The organism is Bacteroidales bacterium, assembly GCA_014860585.1.
Taxonomy (GTDB): domain Bacteria; phylum Bacteroidota; class Bacteroidia; order Bacteroidales; family 4484-276; genus RZYY01.
The window spans coordinates 40,686-61,165 of record JACZJL010000143.1; the positions used below are offsets into that span (position 1 = coordinate 40,686).

At 41.3% G+C, this 20,480-nt stretch carries 18 protein-coding genes; 12 read left to right on the forward strand and 6 right to left on the reverse strand.

Annotated features, from left to right (window positions below; translation table 11 throughout):
• The first annotated feature begins 1 nt into the window (after nucleotide 1).
• From nadB to groL, 5 genes are all read left to right on the forward strand, one after another.
• A complete protein-coding gene (nadB, locus tag IH598_14795) occupies nucleotides 2–1,597 on the forward strand; it encodes an L-aspartate oxidase (protein MBE0639784.1) in 1,596 nt (531 codons plus the stop codon).
• 180 nt (nucleotides 1,598–1,777) lie between these two features.
• A complete protein-coding gene (locus IH598_14800; protein MBE0639785.1) occupies nucleotides 1,778–2,347 on the forward strand; it encodes a hypothetical protein in 570 nt (189 codons plus the stop codon).
• Between the two features lie 4 nt (nucleotides 2,348–2,351).
• On the forward strand, nucleotides 2,352–2,723 hold the full coding sequence (secG, locus tag IH598_14805) for a preprotein translocase subunit SecG (GenBank protein MBE0639786.1): 372 nt from the start codon (nucleotides 2,352–2,354) through the stop codon (nucleotides 2,721–2,723).
• 327 nt (nucleotides 2,724–3,050) lie between these two features.
• The gene (locus IH598_14810) at nucleotides 3,051–3,329 is read left to right on the forward strand and encodes a co-chaperone GroES (protein ID MBE0639787.1); all 279 of its coding nucleotides are present in this window, start codon (nucleotides 3,051–3,053) and stop codon (nucleotides 3,327–3,329) included.
• A gap of 40 nt (nucleotides 3,330–3,369) precedes the next feature.
• On the forward strand, nucleotides 3,370–5,016 hold the full coding sequence (gene groL / locus IH598_14815) for a chaperonin GroEL (protein MBE0639788.1): 1,647 nt from the start codon (nucleotides 3,370–3,372) through the stop codon (nucleotides 5,014–5,016).
• Nucleotides 5,017–5,089: 73 nt separating this feature from the next.
• Here groL and IH598_14820 read toward each other — a convergent pair whose 3' ends face one another.
• Nucleotides 5,090–7,150: a tetratricopeptide repeat-containing sensor histidine kinase gene (locus IH598_14820; protein MBE0639789.1), complete on the reverse strand. Its 2,061-nt coding sequence runs from the start codon at nucleotides 7,148–7,150 to the stop codon at nucleotides 5,090–5,092.
• A gap of 161 nt (nucleotides 7,151–7,311) precedes the next feature.
• Here IH598_14820 and ssb point away from each other — a divergent pair, with 161 nt between their 5' ends.
• The 4 genes from ssb (at nucleotide 7,312) to IH598_14840 (ending at nucleotide 11,370) form a co-directional block, all read left to right on the forward strand.
• Nucleotides 7,312–7,743: a single-stranded DNA-binding protein gene (gene ssb, locus IH598_14825; GenBank protein ID MBE0639790.1), complete on the forward strand. Its 432-nt coding sequence runs from the start codon at nucleotides 7,312–7,314 to the stop codon at nucleotides 7,741–7,743.
• A gap of 119 nt (nucleotides 7,744–7,862) precedes the next feature.
• Nucleotides 7,863–9,179 carry a gliding motility-associated protein GldE gene (gene gldE, locus IH598_14830; protein MBE0639791.1) on the forward strand — a complete coding sequence of 439 codons (1,317 nt, stop codon included), beginning with the start codon at nucleotides 7,863–7,865 and terminating at the stop codon, nucleotides 9,177–9,179.
• 8 nt (nucleotides 9,180–9,187) lie between these two features.
• The gene (locus IH598_14835) at nucleotides 9,188–9,775 is read left to right on the forward strand and encodes a gliding motility lipoprotein GldD (GenBank protein ID MBE0639792.1); all 588 of its coding nucleotides are present in this window, start codon (nucleotides 9,188–9,190) and stop codon (nucleotides 9,773–9,775) included.
• 203 nt (nucleotides 9,776–9,978) lie between these two features.
• On the forward strand, nucleotides 9,979–11,370 hold the full coding sequence (locus IH598_14840; protein MBE0639793.1) for an arginine decarboxylase: 1,392 nt from the start codon (nucleotides 9,979–9,981) through the stop codon (nucleotides 11,368–11,370).
• A 67-nt stretch (nucleotides 11,371–11,437) separates the two neighbouring features.
• Here IH598_14840 and IH598_14845 read toward each other — a convergent pair whose 3' ends face one another.
• From IH598_14845 to IH598_14865, 5 genes are all read right to left on the reverse strand, one after another.
• On the reverse strand, nucleotides 11,438–12,091 hold the full coding sequence (locus IH598_14845) for a GPP34 family phosphoprotein (protein ID MBE0639794.1): 654 nt from the start codon (nucleotides 12,089–12,091) through the stop codon (nucleotides 11,438–11,440).
• On the reverse strand, nucleotides 12,088–12,279 hold the full coding sequence (locus tag IH598_14850) for an Arc family DNA-binding protein (GenBank protein MBE0639795.1): 192 nt from the start codon (nucleotides 12,277–12,279) through the stop codon (nucleotides 12,088–12,090). The genes IH598_14845 and IH598_14850 overlap by 4 nt, the downstream gene beginning before the upstream one ends.
• Before the next feature lie 8 nt (nucleotides 12,280–12,287).
• Nucleotides 12,288–13,142, reverse strand: a complete 855-nt coding sequence (locus IH598_14855) for an SPFH domain-containing protein (GenBank protein MBE0639796.1) — start codon at nucleotides 13,140–13,142, stop codon at nucleotides 12,288–12,290.
• Between the two features lie 161 nt (nucleotides 13,143–13,303).
• Nucleotides 13,304–14,257 (reverse strand): thioredoxin-disulfide reductase, encoded by a 954-nt coding sequence (trxB, locus tag IH598_14860; protein MBE0639797.1) that lies wholly within the window; start codon nucleotides 14,255–14,257, stop codon nucleotides 13,304–13,306.
• A gap of 202 nt (nucleotides 14,258–14,459) precedes the next feature.
• Nucleotides 14,460–15,455: a dihydroorotate dehydrogenase-like protein gene (locus IH598_14865; GenBank protein ID MBE0639798.1), complete on the reverse strand. Its 996-nt coding sequence runs from the start codon at nucleotides 15,453–15,455 to the stop codon at nucleotides 14,460–14,462.
• A 407-nt stretch (nucleotides 15,456–15,862) separates the two neighbouring features.
• Between IH598_14865 and IH598_14870 the strand changes: the two genes are divergently transcribed.
• The 3 genes from IH598_14870 to IH598_14880 are packed head-to-tail and all read left to right on the forward strand — an operon-like array spanning nucleotide 15,863 to nucleotide 20,389.
• Nucleotides 15,863–17,131 (forward strand): T9SS type A sorting domain-containing protein, encoded by a 1,269-nt coding sequence (locus IH598_14870; GenBank protein MBE0639799.1) that lies wholly within the window; start codon nucleotides 15,863–15,865, stop codon nucleotides 17,129–17,131.
• A 9-nt stretch (nucleotides 17,132–17,140) separates the two neighbouring features.
• Nucleotides 17,141–19,366, forward strand: a complete 2,226-nt coding sequence (locus IH598_14875) for a TonB-dependent receptor (protein MBE0639800.1) — start codon at nucleotides 17,141–17,143, stop codon at nucleotides 19,364–19,366.
• A 9-nt stretch (nucleotides 19,367–19,375) separates the two neighbouring features.
• Entirely contained in the window at nucleotides 19,376–20,389 is a 1,014-nt protein-coding gene (locus IH598_14880; GenBank protein ID MBE0639801.1) for an HmuY family protein, read from the forward strand.
• Nucleotides 20,390–20,480 lie beyond the last annotated feature (91 nt).

The following is a 20,480-nucleotide window of genomic DNA, read 5'->3' on the forward strand; positions in this document are numbered from 1 at the left end:
AATGAAAAGGAGATATGATTTTCTCATAATTGGCACAGGTATAGCGGGTTTGAGCTATGCTTTAAAGGTCGCCGCATCAGGTTCCGTTTGTATTATCAGTAAAGCCGAGGCAAAAGAAACAGCAACGCGCTATGCACAGGGAGGCATTGCAGCGGTAATGTACACACCAGATACTTACGAGAAACATATCAACGATACAATGGTGGCCGGTGATGAATTAAATGATCCGAAAATTGTTCGTATTACCATCACCGAGTCAACTGACCGGATCAAGGATTTGATAGAGTGGGGGGTGGTCTTCGACAAGACTGCTTCCGGGCGTTTCGATCTTGGGCGGGAGGGCGGCCATTCTGAACGCAGGGTCTTACATCACAAGGACAGCACGGGAATGGAAATTCAGAATGCGTTACTATATGAAGTAAAGCGCCATCCAAATATTCATTTATTCGAAAATCATTTTGCAGTAGAAATTATCACCCAGCATCACCTCGGTCAAAAAATTACACGCCGTAGTCCGGACATTGAATGCTACGGAGCTTACGTTTTGGATGTAAAAACCAATATTGTTGATTCTATTTTGGCTAAAGTTACCATGTTGTCGACCGGTGGTATTGGCAATGTGTACTCCTCAACAACTAATCCCACTGTAGCCACAGGAGATGGAATAGCTATGGTTTACAGGGCAAAAGGTTTGGTTGAAAACATGGAGTTTATTCAGTTTCATCCAACAGCACTATACAATCCAAAGGAGAAACCCAATTTTCTGATTACTGAGGCGCTTCGTGGATTTGGCGCAGTACTAAAAAATTCAAAAGGGCAGGAATTCATGCAAAAATATGATGAGCGTGAGTCTCTCGCACCGCGGGATATTGTTGCCAGGGCTATTGACACCGAAATGAAAATAAGTGGCTTTGATCATGTATTTCTTGATTGTCGTCATCTGAACAAAGATGATTTAATCAACCATTTTCCGACAGTTTACGCCAAATGTCTCAGTATCGGGATTGATATTACAACCTCAATGATTCCGGTTGTTCCGGCAGCACATTATATTTGTGGAGGCATAAAAGTGGATGAATATGGACGCAGTTCTATCAGGAACCTTTATGCCAGTGGAGAATGTGCTTCAACAGGATTACATGGTGCAAACAGACTTGCTTCAAATTCTTTGCTCGAGTCATTGGTTTTTTCACATAGGGCAGCCATGGATTCTATCCATGTTTTTAAGCAAATACAACTCAACGATCAAATCCCAGACTGGTCTTATGAAGGAACTGTTATGAACGAGGAAATGGTGCTTATCACGCAAAGTATTAAGGATTTACAAACGATAATGAGCAGCTATGTTGGAATTGTGCGTTCAAACCTCAGATTAAAAAGAGCTTTCGACAGGCTCGAAATACTTTACAAAGAAACCGAAGAATTGTTTAAAAAATCAATTCTTTCACAAGATATCTGTGAGTTAAGAAACCTGATTAATGTTGCCTATCTGATTATTAAAATGGCGATGAACCGCAAAGAGAGCCGCGGTCTTCACTACTCATTGGATTATCCCCGCCAATTGCCTTCGCTCAATTTACCTCACCCAGAACCTTAACAACAAATGAACCGGCATCATTTTATTGAGCTCTTAAACGACAATATGTTACTACAGCCGTCCGAGAACGACCAGTTGAAAGAGATTGTTCAGACTTATCCTTATTTTCAGTCGGCACAGGTTATGTATTTTTTATCCTTGCTTAAGAACGATAACATTCATTATCACAACAGGTTAAAGATGGCATCTGCCTACATTGGAGACCGTGGAATATTAAGACAGCAAGTGGAGAAAATTAAAAAGAAGATAAGCTTTAGTGTTAACCAATTTGACCGCTCAACATTAGAAAATCAGCCTGCTAAAAGCATTTCAGGTAATGATGTAGATGGCACAATTAAACCTTCAGCAACTGATGCGGATAACCTTAAGGACGTTTCAACGCTGGATGAAATCGTAAATGTTGAATCAATTATTGGAGTTCAGGACAATAGCCGGTTGACCGGTGAGCTCACAAAGACAGCAAATCAATCAAAATCTAAAGAAGAATTGATTGATCAGTTCATCGAAAATGCACCACGTATTATCCGCTCTAAGAGCGATTTTTTCGACCCGGATGAAATTGCCAAAAGTAGTCAGAAAGATAATGAGCAGATTGTGAGTGAAACACTTGCTCAAATCTACCATAAACAAGGTAAAACGGATAAAGCAATAAAAATTTATCGGAAATTAACTGTTACCAATCCGGAAAAAAGTAGTTACTTTGCAGCCCTAATTGAAAAAATTATAAGCGAACAAAACTTAAACACTTGATAATATGGGACTTTTCATTCTTTTCACAGTAATAATCCTTATCGCAGCAGTACTTATCATTTTGGTGGTTTTGGTACAGAATTCAAAAGGAGGAGGACTTGCATCAAATTTTGCCAGCTCAAATCAATACATGGGTGTAAGAAAGACCGCCGATTTTCTGGAAAAGTCAACCTGGACTCTTGCAGTGGTAATGCTGGTTTTTGTGTTAGCCTCTTCGAAAGCAATTCCAAAATACCAAAGTACTGATGTTCAAGCAGTAGAAAGTGAAATTATCGAATCGATCGAGAAAATGCCGGTTCAGGCTACCGAGCCTTTTGATCCAGGTCAGGCTGAGCAAGGTACTAAAACTGAAGAAGTGCCAGCTGAAGAAAATTAGCATAAAGACATAGAGTGCTTTCGCTTTCCTTGAATGTCAGAATGTCATAAACGTTCTGACATTTATATTTTACCTATCTTCCCTCCCCAGTTTAACGGATACCAATCAAGACTAAATCCCTTAAGGAAAAACCTAACGATTGTCGGGTCAGACCAAGAAAGTGGTTGTCGTTATCATGACAAGGAATCAAATTCTCACTGACATGATTTCTTATGTCGATTGTCAATCAATGATGAATACTGCCTTTTCGTGCTTTGGCACAAATTATGATTAGCCCGCCGCAGTCAATACTGAATAATAATTTAAACATTTTAAAAATTAACAAATATGACAAAAGTGAACATCAAACCATTAGCCGACAGGGTTGTGATTGAACCTATGCAGGCCGAGCAAAAAACCGCCGGTGGAATCATTATTCCCGACACAGCAAAAGAAAAACCACAACGCGGAACTGTTGTGGCTATAGGACCTGGTAAAAAAGATGAACCCCTTACAGTGAAAGTTGGTGATGTTGTTCTTTACGGAAAATATGCCGGAACGGAGATCAATATCAATAACAACGATTACCTGATCATGAGGGAATCAGACATTGTCGCAATCATCTAATCTGGAGTAATTAATTAAAAACAATAAAAATTTTATCAAAATGGCAAAAGACATCATTTATAATCTCGAAGCGAGGGAAGCATTAAAAAAGGGCGTTGACGCACTATCCAATGCTGTAAAAGTAACATTAGGCCCAAAAGGTCGTAATGTGATCATTGACAAATCATTTGGCTCACCAACTGTTACCAAAGACGGTGTTACAGTGGCAAAAGAGGTGGAGTTGAAAAATCCTGTGGAAAACATGGGTGCTCAAATGGTAAAAGAAGTTGCATCCAAGACCAATGACCTGGCTGGTGATGGCACAACCACAGCAACTGTTCTTGCCCAAGCTATTTTTACAGCAGGGATCAAAAACGTGACTGCTGGTGCCAATCCGATGGATCTCAAGAGAGGTCTCGAAAAAGCTGTAATCGCAGTGATTGAACATTTGAAAAAGCAATCAAAAGAAGTTGGCGACAGCAACCAGATGATTGAACAGGTTGCTTCGATCTCTGCCAACAATGACCATGAAATCGGTAAACTCATTGCCGAGGCCATGTCGAAAGTAAAAAAAGAAGGTGTAATCACAATCGAACAAGCCAAGGGTACCGATACTTATGTTGACGTTGTGGAAGGGATGCAGTTTGACCGTGGTTACATTTCTCCATACTTTGTAACCGATACAGAGAAAATGGAAGCTGTTTATGAGAACCCGTTCATTTTGATTCATGACAAGAAGATTTCTGTTATGAAAGACCTTCTGCCAATTCTCGAAAAGGTTGTGCAGACCGGCCGTCCGTTGCTGATCATCGCCGAAGATGTTGAAACTGAAGCACTGGCTACCCTGGTGGTTAATAAACTCCGTGGTGGGCTGAAGGTTGTGGCTGTGAAAGCTCCGGGATTTGGTGACAGACGAAAAGAGATGCTTGAGGACATCGCTATTCTTACTGGCGGAACCGTAATTTCGGAAGAAAGAGGTTACAAACTTGAAGATACAACACTCGATTCACTTGGTCATGCTGAGAAGGTTACTATTGATAAAGAAAATACGACCATTGTAAGTGGCAAAGGTGAAAAAGCTATGATTGATGGACGAGTTGCCCAGATCAAGAAACAGATTGAATCTACAACTTCGGACTATGACAAAGAAAAGTTGCAGGAAAGGCTTGCAAAACTTGCCGGTGGCGTTGCAGTGATCTATGTTGGTGCAGCCAGTGAAGTGGAAATGAAAGAGAAAAAAGATCGTTTTGACGATGCGCTTAATGCAACACGTGCTGCCATTGAAGAAGGAATAATCCCCGGCGGCGGTGTCGGTTATCTGCGTGCCATCTCATCGCTTGATAATCTCAAAGGTGAAAATGAAGACCAGACAACAGGTATTGCTATCCTCAAGAGAGCGCTTGAGGAGCCGTTGCGCCAGATCGTCGAGAATGCCGGCATGGAGGGTTCAGTGATTGTGAACAAAGTGAAAGAGGGCAAAGATGACTTTGGTTTCAATGCCCACACCGAAGTTTACGAGAGCCTCTACAAAGCGGGTGTTATTGACCCCACTAAAGTTGCCCGTGTAGCGCTTGAAAACGCCGCATCAATTGCCGGAATGTTGCTCACTACCGAATGTGTGCTTGCCGAAAACAAGGACGATAAAGAATCAGGAATGCCCGGTGGAATGCCCCCCGGAGGTATGGGCGGCATGGGTGGCATGTACTAAAATAATAAAACCTCCAATAATAAAAAAAGCTCTCCGTCAGGAGGGCTTTTTTGATTTAAAGAAGAAAGTTTTACTATTTTTCATTGCTGGCATAATGATCTCCATTGACCGGGATTTTGAATCTTATCAATGTACCTGAGAACTCTTCGGATTCAACTTCAATGTAACCACCCATCTCCTTTGCAATTCCGAGAGAAATCGAAAGGCCCAGTCCAGTTCCCTTTCCCAGGGTTTTTGTAGTGTAAAAAGGCAGGAATATGTTTGTTTTAATCTGGTCAGGAATGCCAATACCATTGTCAATAACCTCCACATTGATGAAACCGGAATCAAGGTAACTTTTTACCTTCATTAGTTTGTTAAATGGTTGTTTGGCAATGGAAGCTCTTTCCTCGATAGCATCTTTTGCGTTGTTGAAAAAATTGACCACAACCTGCTCAAATTTGTATGGATTACCAAGCACCTCCGGGATACTCCGGTCGAGATCAAATTCAACTTTGATCTGGTAATCTGAAAATTTAGTACGTGCCAGTATGAATGCTTTTTCGATACTTTGGTTCACATCAAAAAGTTCCTGAATTTGCATTTGCTGACCACGGGAAAACTTACTAATCTCGCTGATGATCAATTTAATCCGCTTTATATCTTCATGAATATCAATGATGGTTTGGCTAATATAGTGGCGGTTGGGTTCAGCTTCCTGGTTTTCAAGTTGTATGCTTTCTGTGGCAAGTGATATGTTCTGAAGCGGTTGTTTGATTTCATGAGCAATGCCTGATGCCAGTTCCCCAAGCGAAGTGAGACTTGACTGATGCACAATAACTTGTTGCTGTTCATTCGCTTTTTTGACCGCGTCTGCAATTTTAATTTCAAGCTGCTTATTTACTTTTTTCTTGATGCGGTACCTCGAGTAAAATATGATCACCAAAGTGAAAACCACAAGTATGGTCAGCCAAAAAAAAACTTGTCTTGTTTTTAATGTTTCGATAGCAACACGCTGTTCGAGGATTTCTTTCTCTTTTTTCTCCACCTCATACACGATCTGCAGGTTTTTAATTTGCATACTTTTTTCAATACTTAGCAGGCTGTCTCTTATCATTGAGGCTGCTTTGTAATATTCTAAAGCCTTCATATAATCCCCAGTGGATTCGTGCCAAGTGGAAAGATAGGTTTTAGCTTTCTGGATATTCTCTTTCGAGTCGATCAGCTCGGCAAGTTCAAGGGCTTCTTTAAAATGGCTGTAACTTTCTGTATACATTTCCATTTTAAGCCGGGCATCACCCATGTTCAGTTTTGAAACAACAATTCCCTGTTTGTTGTCAATAGAATAGTAAAGGGCATTACTCTTGTCGAAGTATTGCAATGCTTTATAGAAATCCCCATCCACCAGACTGATTACCCCCAGGTTAGTATAAATGGCGGCTATATTGCTGACATCACCCATTCGCTCCTTGATGGGCAATGCTTCGTTGAAGAACTGCCTTGAATGCTCATAGTTCATCATATCCATGCTAATCACACCCAGATTTATAGAAGTGTTAGCGTAGGAGTTGGTATCGTTCATTCTCTTGTAAATTTCTCTCGACCTGATGTAGTATTCCAGGGCTTTATCATTCTCTTTCAGGTTATTGTAAATATTCCCGATATTTAGGTACGAAATGGCAATGCCACGTGTGTTTTCAGTAGCTTCATTGGTTTTCAGCTGATTAAGGTGGTTTTGGAGCGCAAGGTCATAGTAACCCAGACGGTTATATACTACCCCAACATTGTTATAGCTGGCGGCAAGTTCATCAGTATTATTAATCTCGATATTAATCCGGAGGGCCATTTTGAAATATTCGAGTGCATTGGCAAGGTCGCTTTGACGGTAGTATGCTTTTGCTATCTCCTTAGCAGCCGCAGCTATTAGCTTTTTATTCTGCAATTTTTCAGCTATAATCAGTGCTTCTTTTCCGTATTCAAGTGATTGACTGGCTGATGTTGGCATCTGGTGGCGCGCCAATTCAAGTAAAGCTTCAATACGGGGCTCACCGGCAAATTGATTGGAGGAGAGTAACCGTTCAAGACTGTCAACAGATGCAGAATAAGTGGCCAGAGAAGATGTAAAAAAAGTAATGATCAATATTACAAATTTCATTTTTAAATGTTTTATTTCAAATATTAAGAGTGTAGGATAGAGCAGCGACCTTGTATTTTATGAATAAGGACAAATTTACCATCATTTTGTAAACGGTACTTTGAAATTAAAAAATATGCGTTAAATTTGTTGCTCATTATTAACCAATAAATCTTAAAACTATGGCAGGAGTTAATAAAGTTATCCTCGTTGGAAATTTGGGCAAAGACCCTGAGGTGTTAACCTTTGAGAACGGAGTAAAGAAAGCTGCATTTTCTCTGGCTACTTCCGAATCCTATAAAGATAAGGATGGCAATAAAGTTGATCAAACCGAGTGGCACAATGTAGTACTATGGCGCGGACTGGCAGAAATTGCAGAAAAATATTTGCGCAAAGGAAACTCCATCTACCTCGAGGGTAAGATCAAAACTCGTTCTTATGAATTAAACGGAGTAAAGAAATACATCACCGAGATCTATGGTGATACAATGCAGATGCTCGGGAAGAAAGAACAGCAGGATGGAGCACCTTACCAGCCACAAAATCTTCCCGAAAGAAATATTGAGGAATTACCTCCCCCGGAAGAAGGCCCGACAGATGATCTTCCTTTTTAGTTCATTTGGCATAGGTTTGCAGAAAGATGTATTTTTGCACCCGCTTCAGTGCTTTTTTGTCTAACTAATTATTTGAAGTTTTGGAAGATACAGATAGCGATCCTTATGCGGGTACTCTTATGATTGCAGCTGATGTAATATTTCAGCCGCTAAGTTTGCCCGTTGTCATCGGTTTGGTAGTGATGTTGATTCTTATTTTCTGTTCTGCACTCATCTCAGGCGCCGAAGTGGCTTTCTTTTCGTTGGGTCCTTCTCAGGTCAAAACAATCCGTTCTGAAAAATTGAAAAACGGTGAAAGCCTTCTTGAGTTGCTTGAACAACCTAAAAGACTGCTGGCTACCATTTTAATTGCCAACAACTTTGTTAATGTAGCTGTCATCGTTTTATCTACTTTCATTATCTCCGATCTTGTTTACCTGGATAGTAATCCTGTGCTAGCATTCCTCCTCCAGATTATTGCAGTTACAGCGCTGTTACTCATTTTTGGTGAAATCATGCCAAAAATCCTTGCTGCATCCAGACCCCTGCGATTTGCCCTGATAATGACTACTCCATTCAAATTCCTGATTAATTTCTTTTACCCGTTAAGTACCTTGCTGGTAAAAAGTTCAGGAATAGTTGACCGCCGAATCAGCCGGAAAAACAATCAGCTTTCGATGAGTGAACTCTCCCAGGCTATAGAACTCACTTCAAATGACAACTCACCAGTAGAGGAACGCAAAATACTGAAAGGGATAGTTAAATTTGGTGAAATTGAAGCCAAGGAAATCATGAAACCGCGCCTCGATGTTACTGCTACTGATATTTCGATAACATATCACAAACTCCTCAAAATTATCCTCAATTCAGGTTACTCCCGAATCCCTGTCTATAGGGAAAACTTTGATCAGATTGTCGGGATTCTTTATGTTAAAGACCTGCTTCCACATCTCGAAAAACCTGACAACTTTGATTGGGCCAGCCTGCTCCGACCTGCCTTCTTTGTCCCTGAAACAAAAAAAATCAATTACCTGCTCCAGGATTTCCAAAAGAAAAAAATTCACCTTGCCGTTGTTGTCGATGAATACGGTGGTACCTCAGGAATCGTGACTCTCGAAGATATCATTGAAGAGATTGTTGGCGACATCAGTGATGAGTTTGATACCCTGGAGGATGAAGTAAGCTATTCAAAAATAGATGATTACACTTATCTTTTCGAAGGGAAAACCCTGCTAAACGACTTTTGTAAGATTATTAATATTGAGGATTCAATTTTTGAAGATATCCAAGGTGATCCTGATACCCTTGCTGGATTGATCATCGAATTGGAAGGTCGAATCCCTAAATTGAACAATAGTACTAAATTTCAGCAATTTGAGTTTAAAATAACGAAAGTTGATAACCGGCGAATCCTTCAAATCCAGGTAAACTTGCCGAAAGCAAAAGTTATTAAGTAAATTCAAACATGTCCACAGCCAAGTCTTTCACTATCACTTTACTTTTATCGGTCTTTTTTTGTATTTCCTGTACCGACAATTCTTACTTCCCACGACCTTCCGGTTATCTCCGGATTGATCTTCCCCAGGCAGCTTACCAACGATTTGACACTACTTTTCCATACTCATTTGACTATTCCAACTTTGCCCGAATTGAATTTGAAAACGACCCGCAAAGTGACCCTTTTTGGATCAACATTTCTTACCCGCGTTTTAATGGAAAGATCCATATGAGTTACAAGGACCTTGCACACCATGATCTGTACACTCTGCATGAGGATGCCCGCAATTTCGTTTACAGACATGCCTCCAAGGCTATTGGCATCCGCGAGTCTATTGTTACTTTAACCAAGTCCAATACCTTTGGAATGGTATATTTTATTGATGGTAAAGATGCCGCTTCCCCTTTTCAATTTTGGGTAACCGATAGTGTAAATCATTTCGTCAGAGGAGCTCTGTATTTCAACCTTTTACCCAACAACGACTCCTTAAAGCCGGTGATTGATTTTATAGTGAATGACGTAGATCATATGCTGGCAACTTTTCAATGGAAGTAGGTGTAAAACAGATTAAAAATTTTATATTTGTCAAGCGTTAACAGGTAGCATGTTTTGTCTCCTTACAATTTAATTAATCAAAGCGGGATTTTTATCAGGTAAAATAATAGAAGATGTAATTTGTTTACATTTGCATTTTTGAACTAATGTAAGTAAGTTACTTCTACGCTTTAATTTCTAATTATTCAAAAACATTTATTGAAGTGAAAATTAAGTACAAAGACCTAATTGAACAAACTTTCGAGTTTCCACAGGAAGAATTTGAAGTTCACGACAATGAGCTCTATTTTCATAATATCCCATTGATGGATATTATTAAACAATATGGAACGCCTGTTAAACTTACCTATTTACCTAAGATCAGTGCCCAGATTCAGAAAGCCAGAAGGTTGTTTAATGTAGCCATGGCAAAAGTGGATTACCAGGGCGACTATAAATATTGTTACTGTACAAAGAGTTCGCATTTTTCATTTATTCTGGAAGAAGCATTAAAGAACAAGATCAATCTCGAAACCTCATCTGCTTTTGACATCAACATTATTGATGAATTGTTGAATGTTGGGCTGATTAACAAGGATATTTTTATTATTTCAAACGGATTTAAACGCCCGCAATATCTTGAAAACATCGCAAGGATAATCAATGAAGGATTTGATAACACTATCCCAATTCTTGACAATATGGATGAATTGGATTACTATACCGAAAATGTGAACGGTCATTTCAACGTTGGGATAAGAATTGCTTCGGAAGAAGAACCGATGTTTTCGTTCTACACCTCAAGACTTGGTATCCGGTACAACGACATAGTACCTTTTTACCACGAAAAAATAAAAGCTAACCCGAAGATTGGTTTGAAAATGCTTCATTTTTTCATCAATACCGGCATCAAGGATACAGCCTATTATTGGAATGAGTTGAATAAAAGTTTGAACGTCTATGTGGAGTTAAAAAAGGTTTGCCCTGAATTGGATTCGTTTAATATTGGTGGTGGTTTCCCAATCAAGCGCTCCCTGGGTTTTGAGTTTGATTATGAGTATATGGCTGAGGAAATAATAGCCCAGATAAAATCGGTTTGCGAGCAGCACGGAGTACCGGAACCGGACATCTTTACCGAGTTTGGATCGTTTACGGTTGGCGAAAGTGGTGCAACGCTTTATTCAGTTTTAGATCAGAAACAACAGAACGACCGGGAGCTTTGGAACATGATAGACAGCTCATTCATGACTACACTTCCTGATTCCTGGGCTATTAACCAGCGCTTTATATTGCTCCCAATCAACCGATGGGATGCTGAGTATCAGCGTGTATGCCTCGGAGGCCTGACTTGCGACAGCCAGGATTATTATAATGATGAGGCGCATACGAATGCTGTGTTTTTGCCAAAATTTGACAAAAATGATCCTTTGTACATTGGTTTTTTCCACACCGGCGCTTATCAGGAGTCACTGGGCGGTTATGGCGGCATTCAGCATTGTCTGATTCCGGCTCCAAAACATATCATTATTGATCTTGACGAAAATGGCGATTATTTCCCAAAACTTTTTGCCAAAGAACAGTCATATAAATCCATGCTGAAAACATTGGGGTTCTGATTGTTTGATTTACAAGTTTCAATAGCGACCTTTCCAAATAATCGGAGAAAAAAATGCCGGTAAGTTTTTAGCCTTTTCCTGAAAATTTGTTCACTCTTAATGTGTTGCGTAGTTCCCGGAAAATAATTTGTATCATTTCATTGGGTTCACCCAGCAGATGAAAAGACATGGTCTTCCACCTTTTTGTTGCTCTTTGTTTTAATTCTTTGCTCATAAAAAAACTTCCGAGCAGGTCAAGCATTCCTAAAAATTCGATAATCAACCGTGTTTCCGTCATGGAATTTCGACCATAGACCAATGACCGCTCCATATCAGAGATGATCGGTTTCAAATTGTCGGGATTATTCACCCTGTAACGCTTTCCCCATCTGATTCCGAGCCATTCAATCGGAATACTGCTGATCAGATGTTGCCTTTCGAGACACCCCATCTGCAACGTGTAATATTTGTTGACATGCATAGACAATTTTGTCATCAGCCATGAGAACTTTTTACCTTGCCACGCATTTAATTGTGTTAATAGCTCTTTAAATACAGGATCAGTAGTGTTAGTTTGTGCGACTTTTATCCTTCCTTCTTCAACCCAAAAAGCATTTTGCCGGGACAGATCAATCAACGAAGCCGCCAGTAAGGCATGGCCAATCACGCTTTTCTTCCGCACCCATCCCTTTTCGGGATGAATGCAGAGCAGGATGAGCTGATCTTTAATTGCTTTAGTCATGATTCAGGGTTTTTTTCCGTTGGTTCCTCAGTTTCATCATCTTTGCTACGCCCGGCTGTTTTCAATGAATTGTGTAAAATCCACTCGATTTGCCCGTTGACACTACGAAATTCATCGGCAGCCCATTTCTCGAGCTTTTCCATCATTGTTGGATTGATCCTGAGAACAAACGATTTCTTTTTCGTCATTTTTTCTCCTATTGATGCAAAGTGCCAGTGTTGATCACCGGGCTTGCATCTTTATCCGAACACAATACTACCATCAGGTTGCTGACCATTGCGGCTTTTTTCTCTTCATCCAGTTCGATGATCTGCTTTTGTGAAAGCTGCTCAAGTGCCATTTCAACCATACTCACAGCGCCTTCGACAATCTTTTGCCTTGCTGCAACAATGGCCGATGCCTGCTGACGGCGAAGCATAGCACCTGCGATTTCGGAAGCATAGGCAAGGTAAGCAATGCGAGCTTCCATGACATGGATGCCGGCAATTTCGAGGCGTTCGCGAAGTTCGTCTTCCAATTGCTGATTCACTTCCTCGCCACCGGCGCGTAAACTGATCTCAGCCTGGTCATCATCAAAATTGTCGTAGGGGTAAGCCCCTGCAAGTTTGCGAATTGCAGCTTCGCTTTGGATGTCCACAAACCGGATGTAATCATCCACCTCAAAGGCGGCCTTAAACGTATTTTCAACCTTCCACACCAGTACAATCCCGATCATGATCGGGTTGCCTATTTTGTCGTTTACCTTGATTGGCTCACTGTTAAGGTTGCGTGCCCGAAGCGAAATTCGCTTGCGGCTGAAAAACGGATTGATCCAGTAAAACCCATTTTTCTTCAGCGTTCCTGAGTATTTCCCAAAGAGAACCAATACGCAGGATTCATTGGGATTAACGATCTGCAGGCCGATCCAGCTTAACAGGTCGGGGATCAGCAGCAGCAGCCAAAAGAAATTTTTTGTAACGATGGTCAGCCACACCGGGGCGACCAGCAAGACCAGGGCTATCAGTAATCCGAAGAACCCCATCTTTGGTGATAAATGCATTTCCTTTTCCATAATGATAGATATTTGATATTAAAATGATATCACAAAAGTAAATTAAATTTCTAACATTGCAACTTTTTTAAGATTTTTTTTGAAAGTATTTTCTTTGGTAGCCAGTCATAAAAAAAAGGCCGCCCGATTGGACAGCCTTATTTATCTTGCTAAAAGCTCTGTTAATCCTCATCTGCCAGAAAGCGCTCGGCTTCAAGAGCTGCCATACATCCCGTTCCGGCGGCGGTTACGGCCTGGCGGTATACTTTGTCCTGGATATCACCGGCAGCAAATACACCGGGGATTTTAGTGGCGGTGGAGTCGGGTGCGGTGATCAGGTAACCTGATTCGTCCATATCCAACTGACCTTTGAACAGATCGGAATTGGGTTTGTGACCAATGGCAACAAAAAACCCATCAATACCAATGGTTTTGTGTTCGCCGGTTTGTAAATTTTCAACATTTACTCCGGTAACTGCTTTGGAAAATCCTTCCTGTTTTCCAATGATTTCTTTTGGTACGCTGTTCCAAACAAGTTCAACATTTGGCAATTTGAACAATCTTTTTTGCATTGCTTTGGAAGCCCTTAACTCATCCCGACGATGGATAAGGTAAACTTTTTTGCACAGTTTGGCAAGATACGACGCTTCTTCAGCTGCTGTATCTCCACCTCCAACAACGGCAACCACTTTATCTTTATAGAAATATCCATCGCAGGTGGCACAGGCTGAAACACCGTAGCCGTTGTATTCCTGTTCGGATGGCAATCCCAGCCACCTGGCAGAAGCGCCCGTGGAAATGATAATGGTTTCTGCCAAAATTTCCTTTCCGTCGTCAGCCTTTACTTTAAATGGTCGTTTCGACAAATCCACCTCTACAATTTCTCCCCAGCGGATGTCAGTGTGAAACCGTTCGGCCTGCAGTTTCAGTTCCTCCATCATTGCCGGCCCCTGCACTCCATTGGGGTAACCGGGAAAGTTCTCTACTTCGGTGGTGATGGTCAGCTGCCCACCCGGTTGCATACCCTGATACATAACAGGGTGGAGGTCAGCACGTGCCGCATAAATAGCAGCCGTGTAGCCGGCAGGTCCCGATCCAATGATCAGGCATTTTACTTTTTCAATCGTTTCGCTCATTGATTATCTGTTTTGTGTTGGTTATTTGAATAATTTTCGCTGCGATGTCTAAAATTGTGCCAAAATAAATCGCTTTGATATCACTGATCATTTTTTATTTTAAAAGTAGAAAATGGAGTAAACTCGTTAGATAAAGACATTTTAATCCGTAAAATGCTTTCGTTTGTTTGAAAATGCTTTATAGATTGCCAACTACCAACTTTTACTGATGGATATAATGGCGGAAACTTTTCATGAACTGAACGCGTTCATAAGATGCCGGGTTTGCACTTTTAGCCTGGCTCATTTTACCTCTGAACTCATCAATCCTGGAATACCCTTCGTGATCCATCCATTTTTTAACGTCTTCGAGCATTTGGGCAATATAGGTTACTCCGTGCCTGTAAAGGGTGGAGACAACCTGGACGGCATCGGCGCCGGCAAGCAATTGTTTGATCAATGCTTCACCGTCGTGAACTCCTGTTGAGGCAGCAAGGTCGCAACTGACACGTTCTGCCATTACAGCTATCCATCTGAGCGAAATGGCCAGATCGTGCGGATTACTCAATACATTGGTAGAAACAACCTGGTAAGTTTCCAGGTTGAAATCAGGACTGTAAAAACGGTTAAACAATGTCAATCCTTTGATTCCGGTGCTGGAGAGCTTCTGCATCATCTGCCCAAGATTGGATGCATAATAGCTGATCTTCAGTAAAACAGGGATTGTAACCACTTTAGTCACCTCGGTTACAATATCAAAATATAATTTTTCATTGTCCGCTGCAGTGCGTTCGAAGTCTGTTGGCAAGATAAAAAGATTCAGTTCAAGCGCATCGGCGCCCGCATCCTGTATCTCTTTGGCAAAATAGGTCCATTTTTGTGAGGTGACGCAGTTTATACTCGCAATTACAGGGATGTGAACGGCATCTTTGGTTTCCCTGATCAGTCGCAAATATTTCCTTACCGTGTCCTCTTCCGGCTCTTCATCCATGTAATCGAATGTTTCGGGATAGATAAACTGGCGGGATGTCATACGGTGCATGGCTTCTTCCATCTCTGCAATGATTTCTTCTTCGAAGAGTGATTTCAGCACAACTGCTCCTGCTCCAGCCTGCTCGGCGGCTTTTACTTTGTCAACACTATCTGTTAATCCGGAACTCCCGACAATCAATGGATTCCGAAGGGTTAATCCCAAAAATTTTGTTGTAAGGTCAACCATAATTGTTTATTTTGAAATGAGTAATATTTGTTCGAGAAATGTCGCCATACTTTAAAGATCAGTTGTATTCCAATCATTTTCCAAAAGTAGAATTTTTCTTTTTAATGAGGCATCATTGTTGCCATTACAAATTCTTCTTATTGAGCATAAGGAAAGGTGTTTTCCAGAAGGTTTGCTTCAGAACTGAATCACTGAACTGGTTTAAAGTATTTTGCCAGAAAACATCAAAACGTTTGTTGATTTGTGGATGGATTTTTAAAATTTAATCTATTTTTGCACTGAATTATTGAAATATATATTTTAGACATTTTGGAACAGGTACATTAGGATTGTTACTTTTTAAACCACTTAAAAATGCAGAATTAATATTGATTATCAAATACATAACTTAACATATTAATATTCAAATGAAAAATTTAATTCTATTACTTACGGTACAGTTTTTTGTATTTCTTCCTCATACACTTTTAAAAGCCAATCTGGTTAACGACACCATTTCGATGGGTCCCGGCTATACCAATGATGTGTTTTATAGTCTTGAAAATGGTACAGTAAAGACAGAACCACGTAATAACTGGGATCTTGCTTTTTATACTGTAAGATGGAGTGCCGGTGTGATGATTAACGATGGTATGGGAGTAGTACTTTACACTTATCCCTACAGTGATACAACTGGTTGGCAAACCATGGATGTAACGGATATCGAAAGTTGGAAGCCCGTGTACAATTCTGACACCATATGGGAAGAAGGAGCATTCAACGCTAACTCGCTTGAACATCCTGACTATGGCTGGGGTGTTTACAACATGGTTACGCACGATGTGATTGGGGATTCGTTATTTGTGCTACAACTGGCCGATGGATCGTTGAAAAAGATTTGGATTCAGCGTAAAAATTCAACCAGCAATACCTATTATTTTAAATATGCCAACATTGATGGTTCAGGTGAAGTTGCTGAGGTGTTGAATGTGAACGATTTCACTGACAAGCATTTTGTTTATTATTCAATTAGTAACCAGTCTGTTGTTGATAGAGAACCTTCAATGGAAAGTTGGGATATACTTTTCAGCCGTTTTATGGGGACAACCTTTGATAATGAAGGGAATCCGTCGCGTTACCCCGTAGTGGGAGTGCTGAACAATCCGATGGCAGGCTCCAACCGCTTTCAACCGGTCGGACAGGATTTTGAAGACTGGAATTCTTTACCAATGATCTTCGAGCGTTCGGTAATTGGACACGACTGGAAGCAATTCGATATGGAATTGTTCCAATGGTTGCTTGCTGACGATTTAGTCTATTTTGTAAAAACAGTTCAGGAAGATGTTTATAAATTGACGTTTGACTATTTTGGGGGCACATCCAACGGAAAAACAGGTTTGCAAAAAACAGCTGTTTCCCTGGCATCCATTGGTCAGGATATTGACAACCTGAACGGCATGAAAGTTTCACCTAATCCGGCTTCGGAGCAACTCGTTGTAAGTTTGGAAGAACAGCGGTCAACTTCAGCTACCTTCAAAATTTTTAATCAGACCGGAAGCCTTATACATAGTCAGGTAATCAATCCTTTACAAAGCACTATCAACATCTCACTTCAAAATTTCAGGAATGGGATGTATCTCATTTTGATTGACACAGAGAAAGGTCAACTTAGGGGTAAGTTTTTGGTGATCAACTAAGCACATCCTATGACCGGTCGCAACTTAATCATACTGCTGATCCTGTTAGTTGTTACAATTAAAGGGTACGGTCAGCAACCCCGATTATTGGTCACTGATGCCCGGACCAGCAATCCCATAGCGTTTGCACATGTGGTGTTTGAATCAGCAGCCAATCAGAGCATTGGAGCTATGACGGACATCAATGGCTATGTGGATAACCCGTCACGCGAACCCATGATCATAATGATCAGCTATGTGGGTTACAGTCCGTTGAGCGATACGGTTTATCCCGGAGAGAGCCGGACTATCCTTCTCCAGCCTGTTGTTTACAACATTGACGAAGTGGTGGTTACCGGTCAATACACACCACAGCGGGTGGATAAATCCATATACAAAGTGAAAATTATCGGATCCAGACAGATAGATCTGAAAGCAGCGAACAACCTGAGCGACCTGATGGCCGGGGAACTGAATATCCGGGCATCGCACGACGGCGCCCTGGGCTCCAGCATCACACTGCAAGGGCTTGGTGGTGAGCACATCAAATACCTTATTGATGGCGTGCCTGTCATTGGGCGGATGAATGGTAATATTGACCTGACCCAGCTAAACCTGCACAATGTCGAACATATTGAAGTGATTGAAGGGCCGATGTCGGTGATTTATGGAAGCAATGCACTTGCCGGTGTCATCAACATCATTACCCGAAAAGACAGGCCATCCTCCTATTCGCTGTATGCTGATTCGTATTATGAATCGGTAGGGATTTACAATTTCAGCCTTGAAGGAGCAATGAAAAAAAAGCGTTGGAGCGGCACGCTGGGTGGCGCCAGAAACTTTTTTGAGGGCTACAGCCTGGCGGATACCAGCAGGACAAAACGATGGAAACCAAAAGAGCAATACTATGCCGACGGAGGTGTTCAATATAGTTATGGAGAACTAACTGCCCGGCTTACAACCTCCTATTTCAATGAACTGCTGCTCGACAGGGGAAATCCTGTAAAACCCTATTATGAATCAGCATTCGACAGCTATTTTTACACCAACAGATTTACCACCAACCTTGATTTGAATACACGCCTATTCAAAGACCGCTACCTGAGTGTTCTTGCTTCGCAGGCATATTACGGCAGGATTAAAAACACCTATTTCAAAGACCTGACTACATTGGAGGAGACATTGATACCAGACAATGAAGTTCAGGACACATCCCGGTTCAATCAATATCTTATGAGGGCTACATTTAGCAAAAGCACTGAGAAAAGCCCATTCAATTATCAATTGGGTGTGGATTTGAATTACGAAAACGGGTCGGGTAAACGCATCCTTGATCAAAAACAAGCCATTGGCGATTATGCTGCATTTCTCAGCGTTAAACTTCAACCGGCAAAAACCATTCTCTTTCAGCCCGGAGTTCGCTACAGCTACAACACCAAATATTCTGCTCCCCTTGTTTATTCGCTCAACCTGAAATATGACCTGTTCGAATCCATCAACCTCAGGGCTTCCTATTCAAAGGGTTTCAGAGCGCCCTCACTCAAGGAATTGTATCTTGAATTCGTGGATGTAAATCATAATGTCCGCGGAAACGAAAATCTCAAAGCGGAGAATTCACAGAATATTAACCTTTCATTTGGATATCAACATGTGAAACCCACCTATGACTGGGGTTTTGACGTAAGTGTATTTTACAACGATATTAAAAACAGTATTACCCTTGCCGCCATCGACTGGGAGGAGGGGCTATATACTTATGTTAACCTGAGCAATATGATTACAAAAGGTTACCAGGTTTCGTTCAACAACCGCATTTATCCATGGCTGCAAACCCGTTTTGGTGTCGGGACTACAGGCCGGAATCAGTTCGTTGATCAACAGTCAGACAGGGGATTTACTTACAGCACCGATTTTGTTTCCAGCGCAAATTATCTCTGGCAAAAAACAGGCATCACTACTTCGGTTTATTACAAGTACCAGGGAGAATACCCTGAAGTGTTTATCGGTCCGAATAGCCAGGTTCTGAGCACCACTATGTCAGCATATCATACACTCGATATTACTTTGAGCCGCGGGTTTTGGAGTAACCGCCTGAACGCTCAGGTCGGTGCGAAAAACCTGTTTAATAACACCAACATTGCGATTTCAGGCGATACCGGCGGTGGCGGGATTCACTCAGGAGGCGGCACATCAGCACCCGTTGGCTGGGGGCGTACTTTTACCGCTAACATCTCATTGGCACTCAACAAATTCTAAGTTTTTGGTATGAAAAAATATTATCTGTTAAGCTTTATTGCCATTTGGTTCCTCACTTCCTGTTTCAAGGAGGAAGACCCTGTTAAACCATTTGACCGCGGCGACAGGCAGACTGCAACCATCGAAATGACCAATGACTACATTTTCCAGGTTTACTTTGATCTGGACAAGGGGGTTGAGGTGTCCACCAACCAGAAAAATGACTACGATCTCGCATTTGATTCTTCAACGGAGGGATCAACTATTCTGGTGAATACATCCATATTTATGCAAGCCGCCCTGACGGATAAAACCACAATGGACGAGGTAACAAGCGCATCCGGTTTGGATTTCCGGTTCGACGCATCAAGTGGGAATCCCGACTCGACGGCCATCGGGAAATGGTTTGCTATACATGAAACGGATACAATTTTCCCTGGATTCGTGTATGTTATTAACCGGGGGATTGATTTAGCCGGCAACCCGTTAGGATTTAAAAAAATAATTTTCACAGGGATGGAAAACCAAACCTATCATTTCCAGTATGCCGATCTTGATGGCAGCAACCACCAGGTTGGAAATATTACCAAAAGACCAGGTTATAATTTCGTCTATTATTCGTTCGATACAAAAGACGAAATCTCTACTCTTGAGCCTGAAAGAGATCAATACTCTTTACTTTTTACGCAATATACTACCCTGCTTTTCACGGATGTGGGTGATCCCTATCCCTACCTGGTAACCGGGGTATTATTGAACAGATTTCAAACTTTGGCTGCATTGGTTCAGGATCGCAGTTTTGATGAAATTGATCTTGGATTTGCCACCGGTTTAGAACTTTCCAGTCAAAATGACCGGATCGGCTATGACTGGAAAGAGGTGAAGGGCGACCTCGAAGGTGGGAATGTATTTTACGAGGTCTGGTCAGATTACAATTATATTATCCGCGATCACCAGGGTTTTTATTTCAAAATGCGTTTTGTTGGCTTTTACAACCAGCAGGGCGAAAAAGGTTACCCGACTTTCGAATTTCAGCGCCTTTAGCAGGTTAAGAATTTGACATTAATAATCTATCCCATACCTTTTTTAAACTAACTTTTGTAGTTTTGCAAATCTTCCGCAGGGAAATTGCATG

Coding starts and splice junctions, on each gene's coding strand:
- IH598_14880 (MBE0639801.1), top strand. CDS start 19,376: ATGAAAAAATATTATCTGTTAAGCTTTATTGCCATTTGGTTCCTCACT.
- IH598_14820 (MBE0639789.1), bottom strand. CDS start 7,150: ATGAAATTTGTAATATTGATCATTACTTTTTTTACATCTTCTCTGGCC.
- IH598_14865 (MBE0639798.1), bottom strand. CDS start 15,455: ATGGTTGACCTTACAACAAAATTTTTGGGATTAACCCTTCGGAATCCA.
- nadB (MBE0639784.1), top strand. CDS start 2: ATGAAAAGGAGATATGATTTTCTCATAATTGGCACAGGTATAGCGGGT.
- IH598_14810 (MBE0639787.1), top strand. CDS start 3,051: ATGACAAAAGTGAACATCAAACCATTAGCCGACAGGGTTGTGATTGAA.
- IH598_14875 (MBE0639800.1), top strand. CDS start 17,141: ATGACCGGTCGCAACTTAATCATACTGCTGATCCTGTTAGTTGTTACA.
- IH598_14870 (MBE0639799.1), top strand. CDS start 15,863: ATGAAAAATTTAATTCTATTACTTACGGTACAGTTTTTTGTATTTCTT.
- groL (MBE0639788.1), top strand. CDS start 3,370: ATGGCAAAAGACATCATTTATAATCTCGAAGCGAGGGAAGCATTAAAA.
- IH598_14845 (MBE0639794.1), bottom strand. CDS start 12,091: ATGACTAAAGCAATTAAAGATCAGCTCATCCTGCTCTGCATTCATCCC.
- secG (MBE0639786.1), top strand. CDS start 2,352: ATGGGACTTTTCATTCTTTTCACAGTAATAATCCTTATCGCAGCAGTA.
- trxB (MBE0639797.1), bottom strand. CDS start 14,257: ATGAGCGAAACGATTGAAAAAGTAAAATGCCTGATCATTGGATCGGGA.
- gldE (MBE0639791.1), top strand. CDS start 7,863: ATGATTGCAGCTGATGTAATATTTCAGCCGCTAAGTTTGCCCGTTGTC.
- IH598_14800 (MBE0639785.1), top strand. CDS start 1,778: ATGGCATCTGCCTACATTGGAGACCGTGGAATATTAAGACAGCAAGTG.
- IH598_14855 (MBE0639796.1), bottom strand. CDS start 13,142: ATGGAAAAGGAAATGCATTTATCACCAAAGATGGGGTTCTTCGGATTA.
- ssb (MBE0639790.1), top strand. CDS start 7,312: ATGGCAGGAGTTAATAAAGTTATCCTCGTTGGAAATTTGGGCAAAGAC.
- IH598_14835 (MBE0639792.1), top strand. CDS start 9,188: ATGTCCACAGCCAAGTCTTTCACTATCACTTTACTTTTATCGGTCTTT.
- IH598_14850 (MBE0639795.1), bottom strand. CDS start 12,279: ATGACGAAAAAGAAATCGTTTGTTCTCAGGATCAATCCAACAATGATG.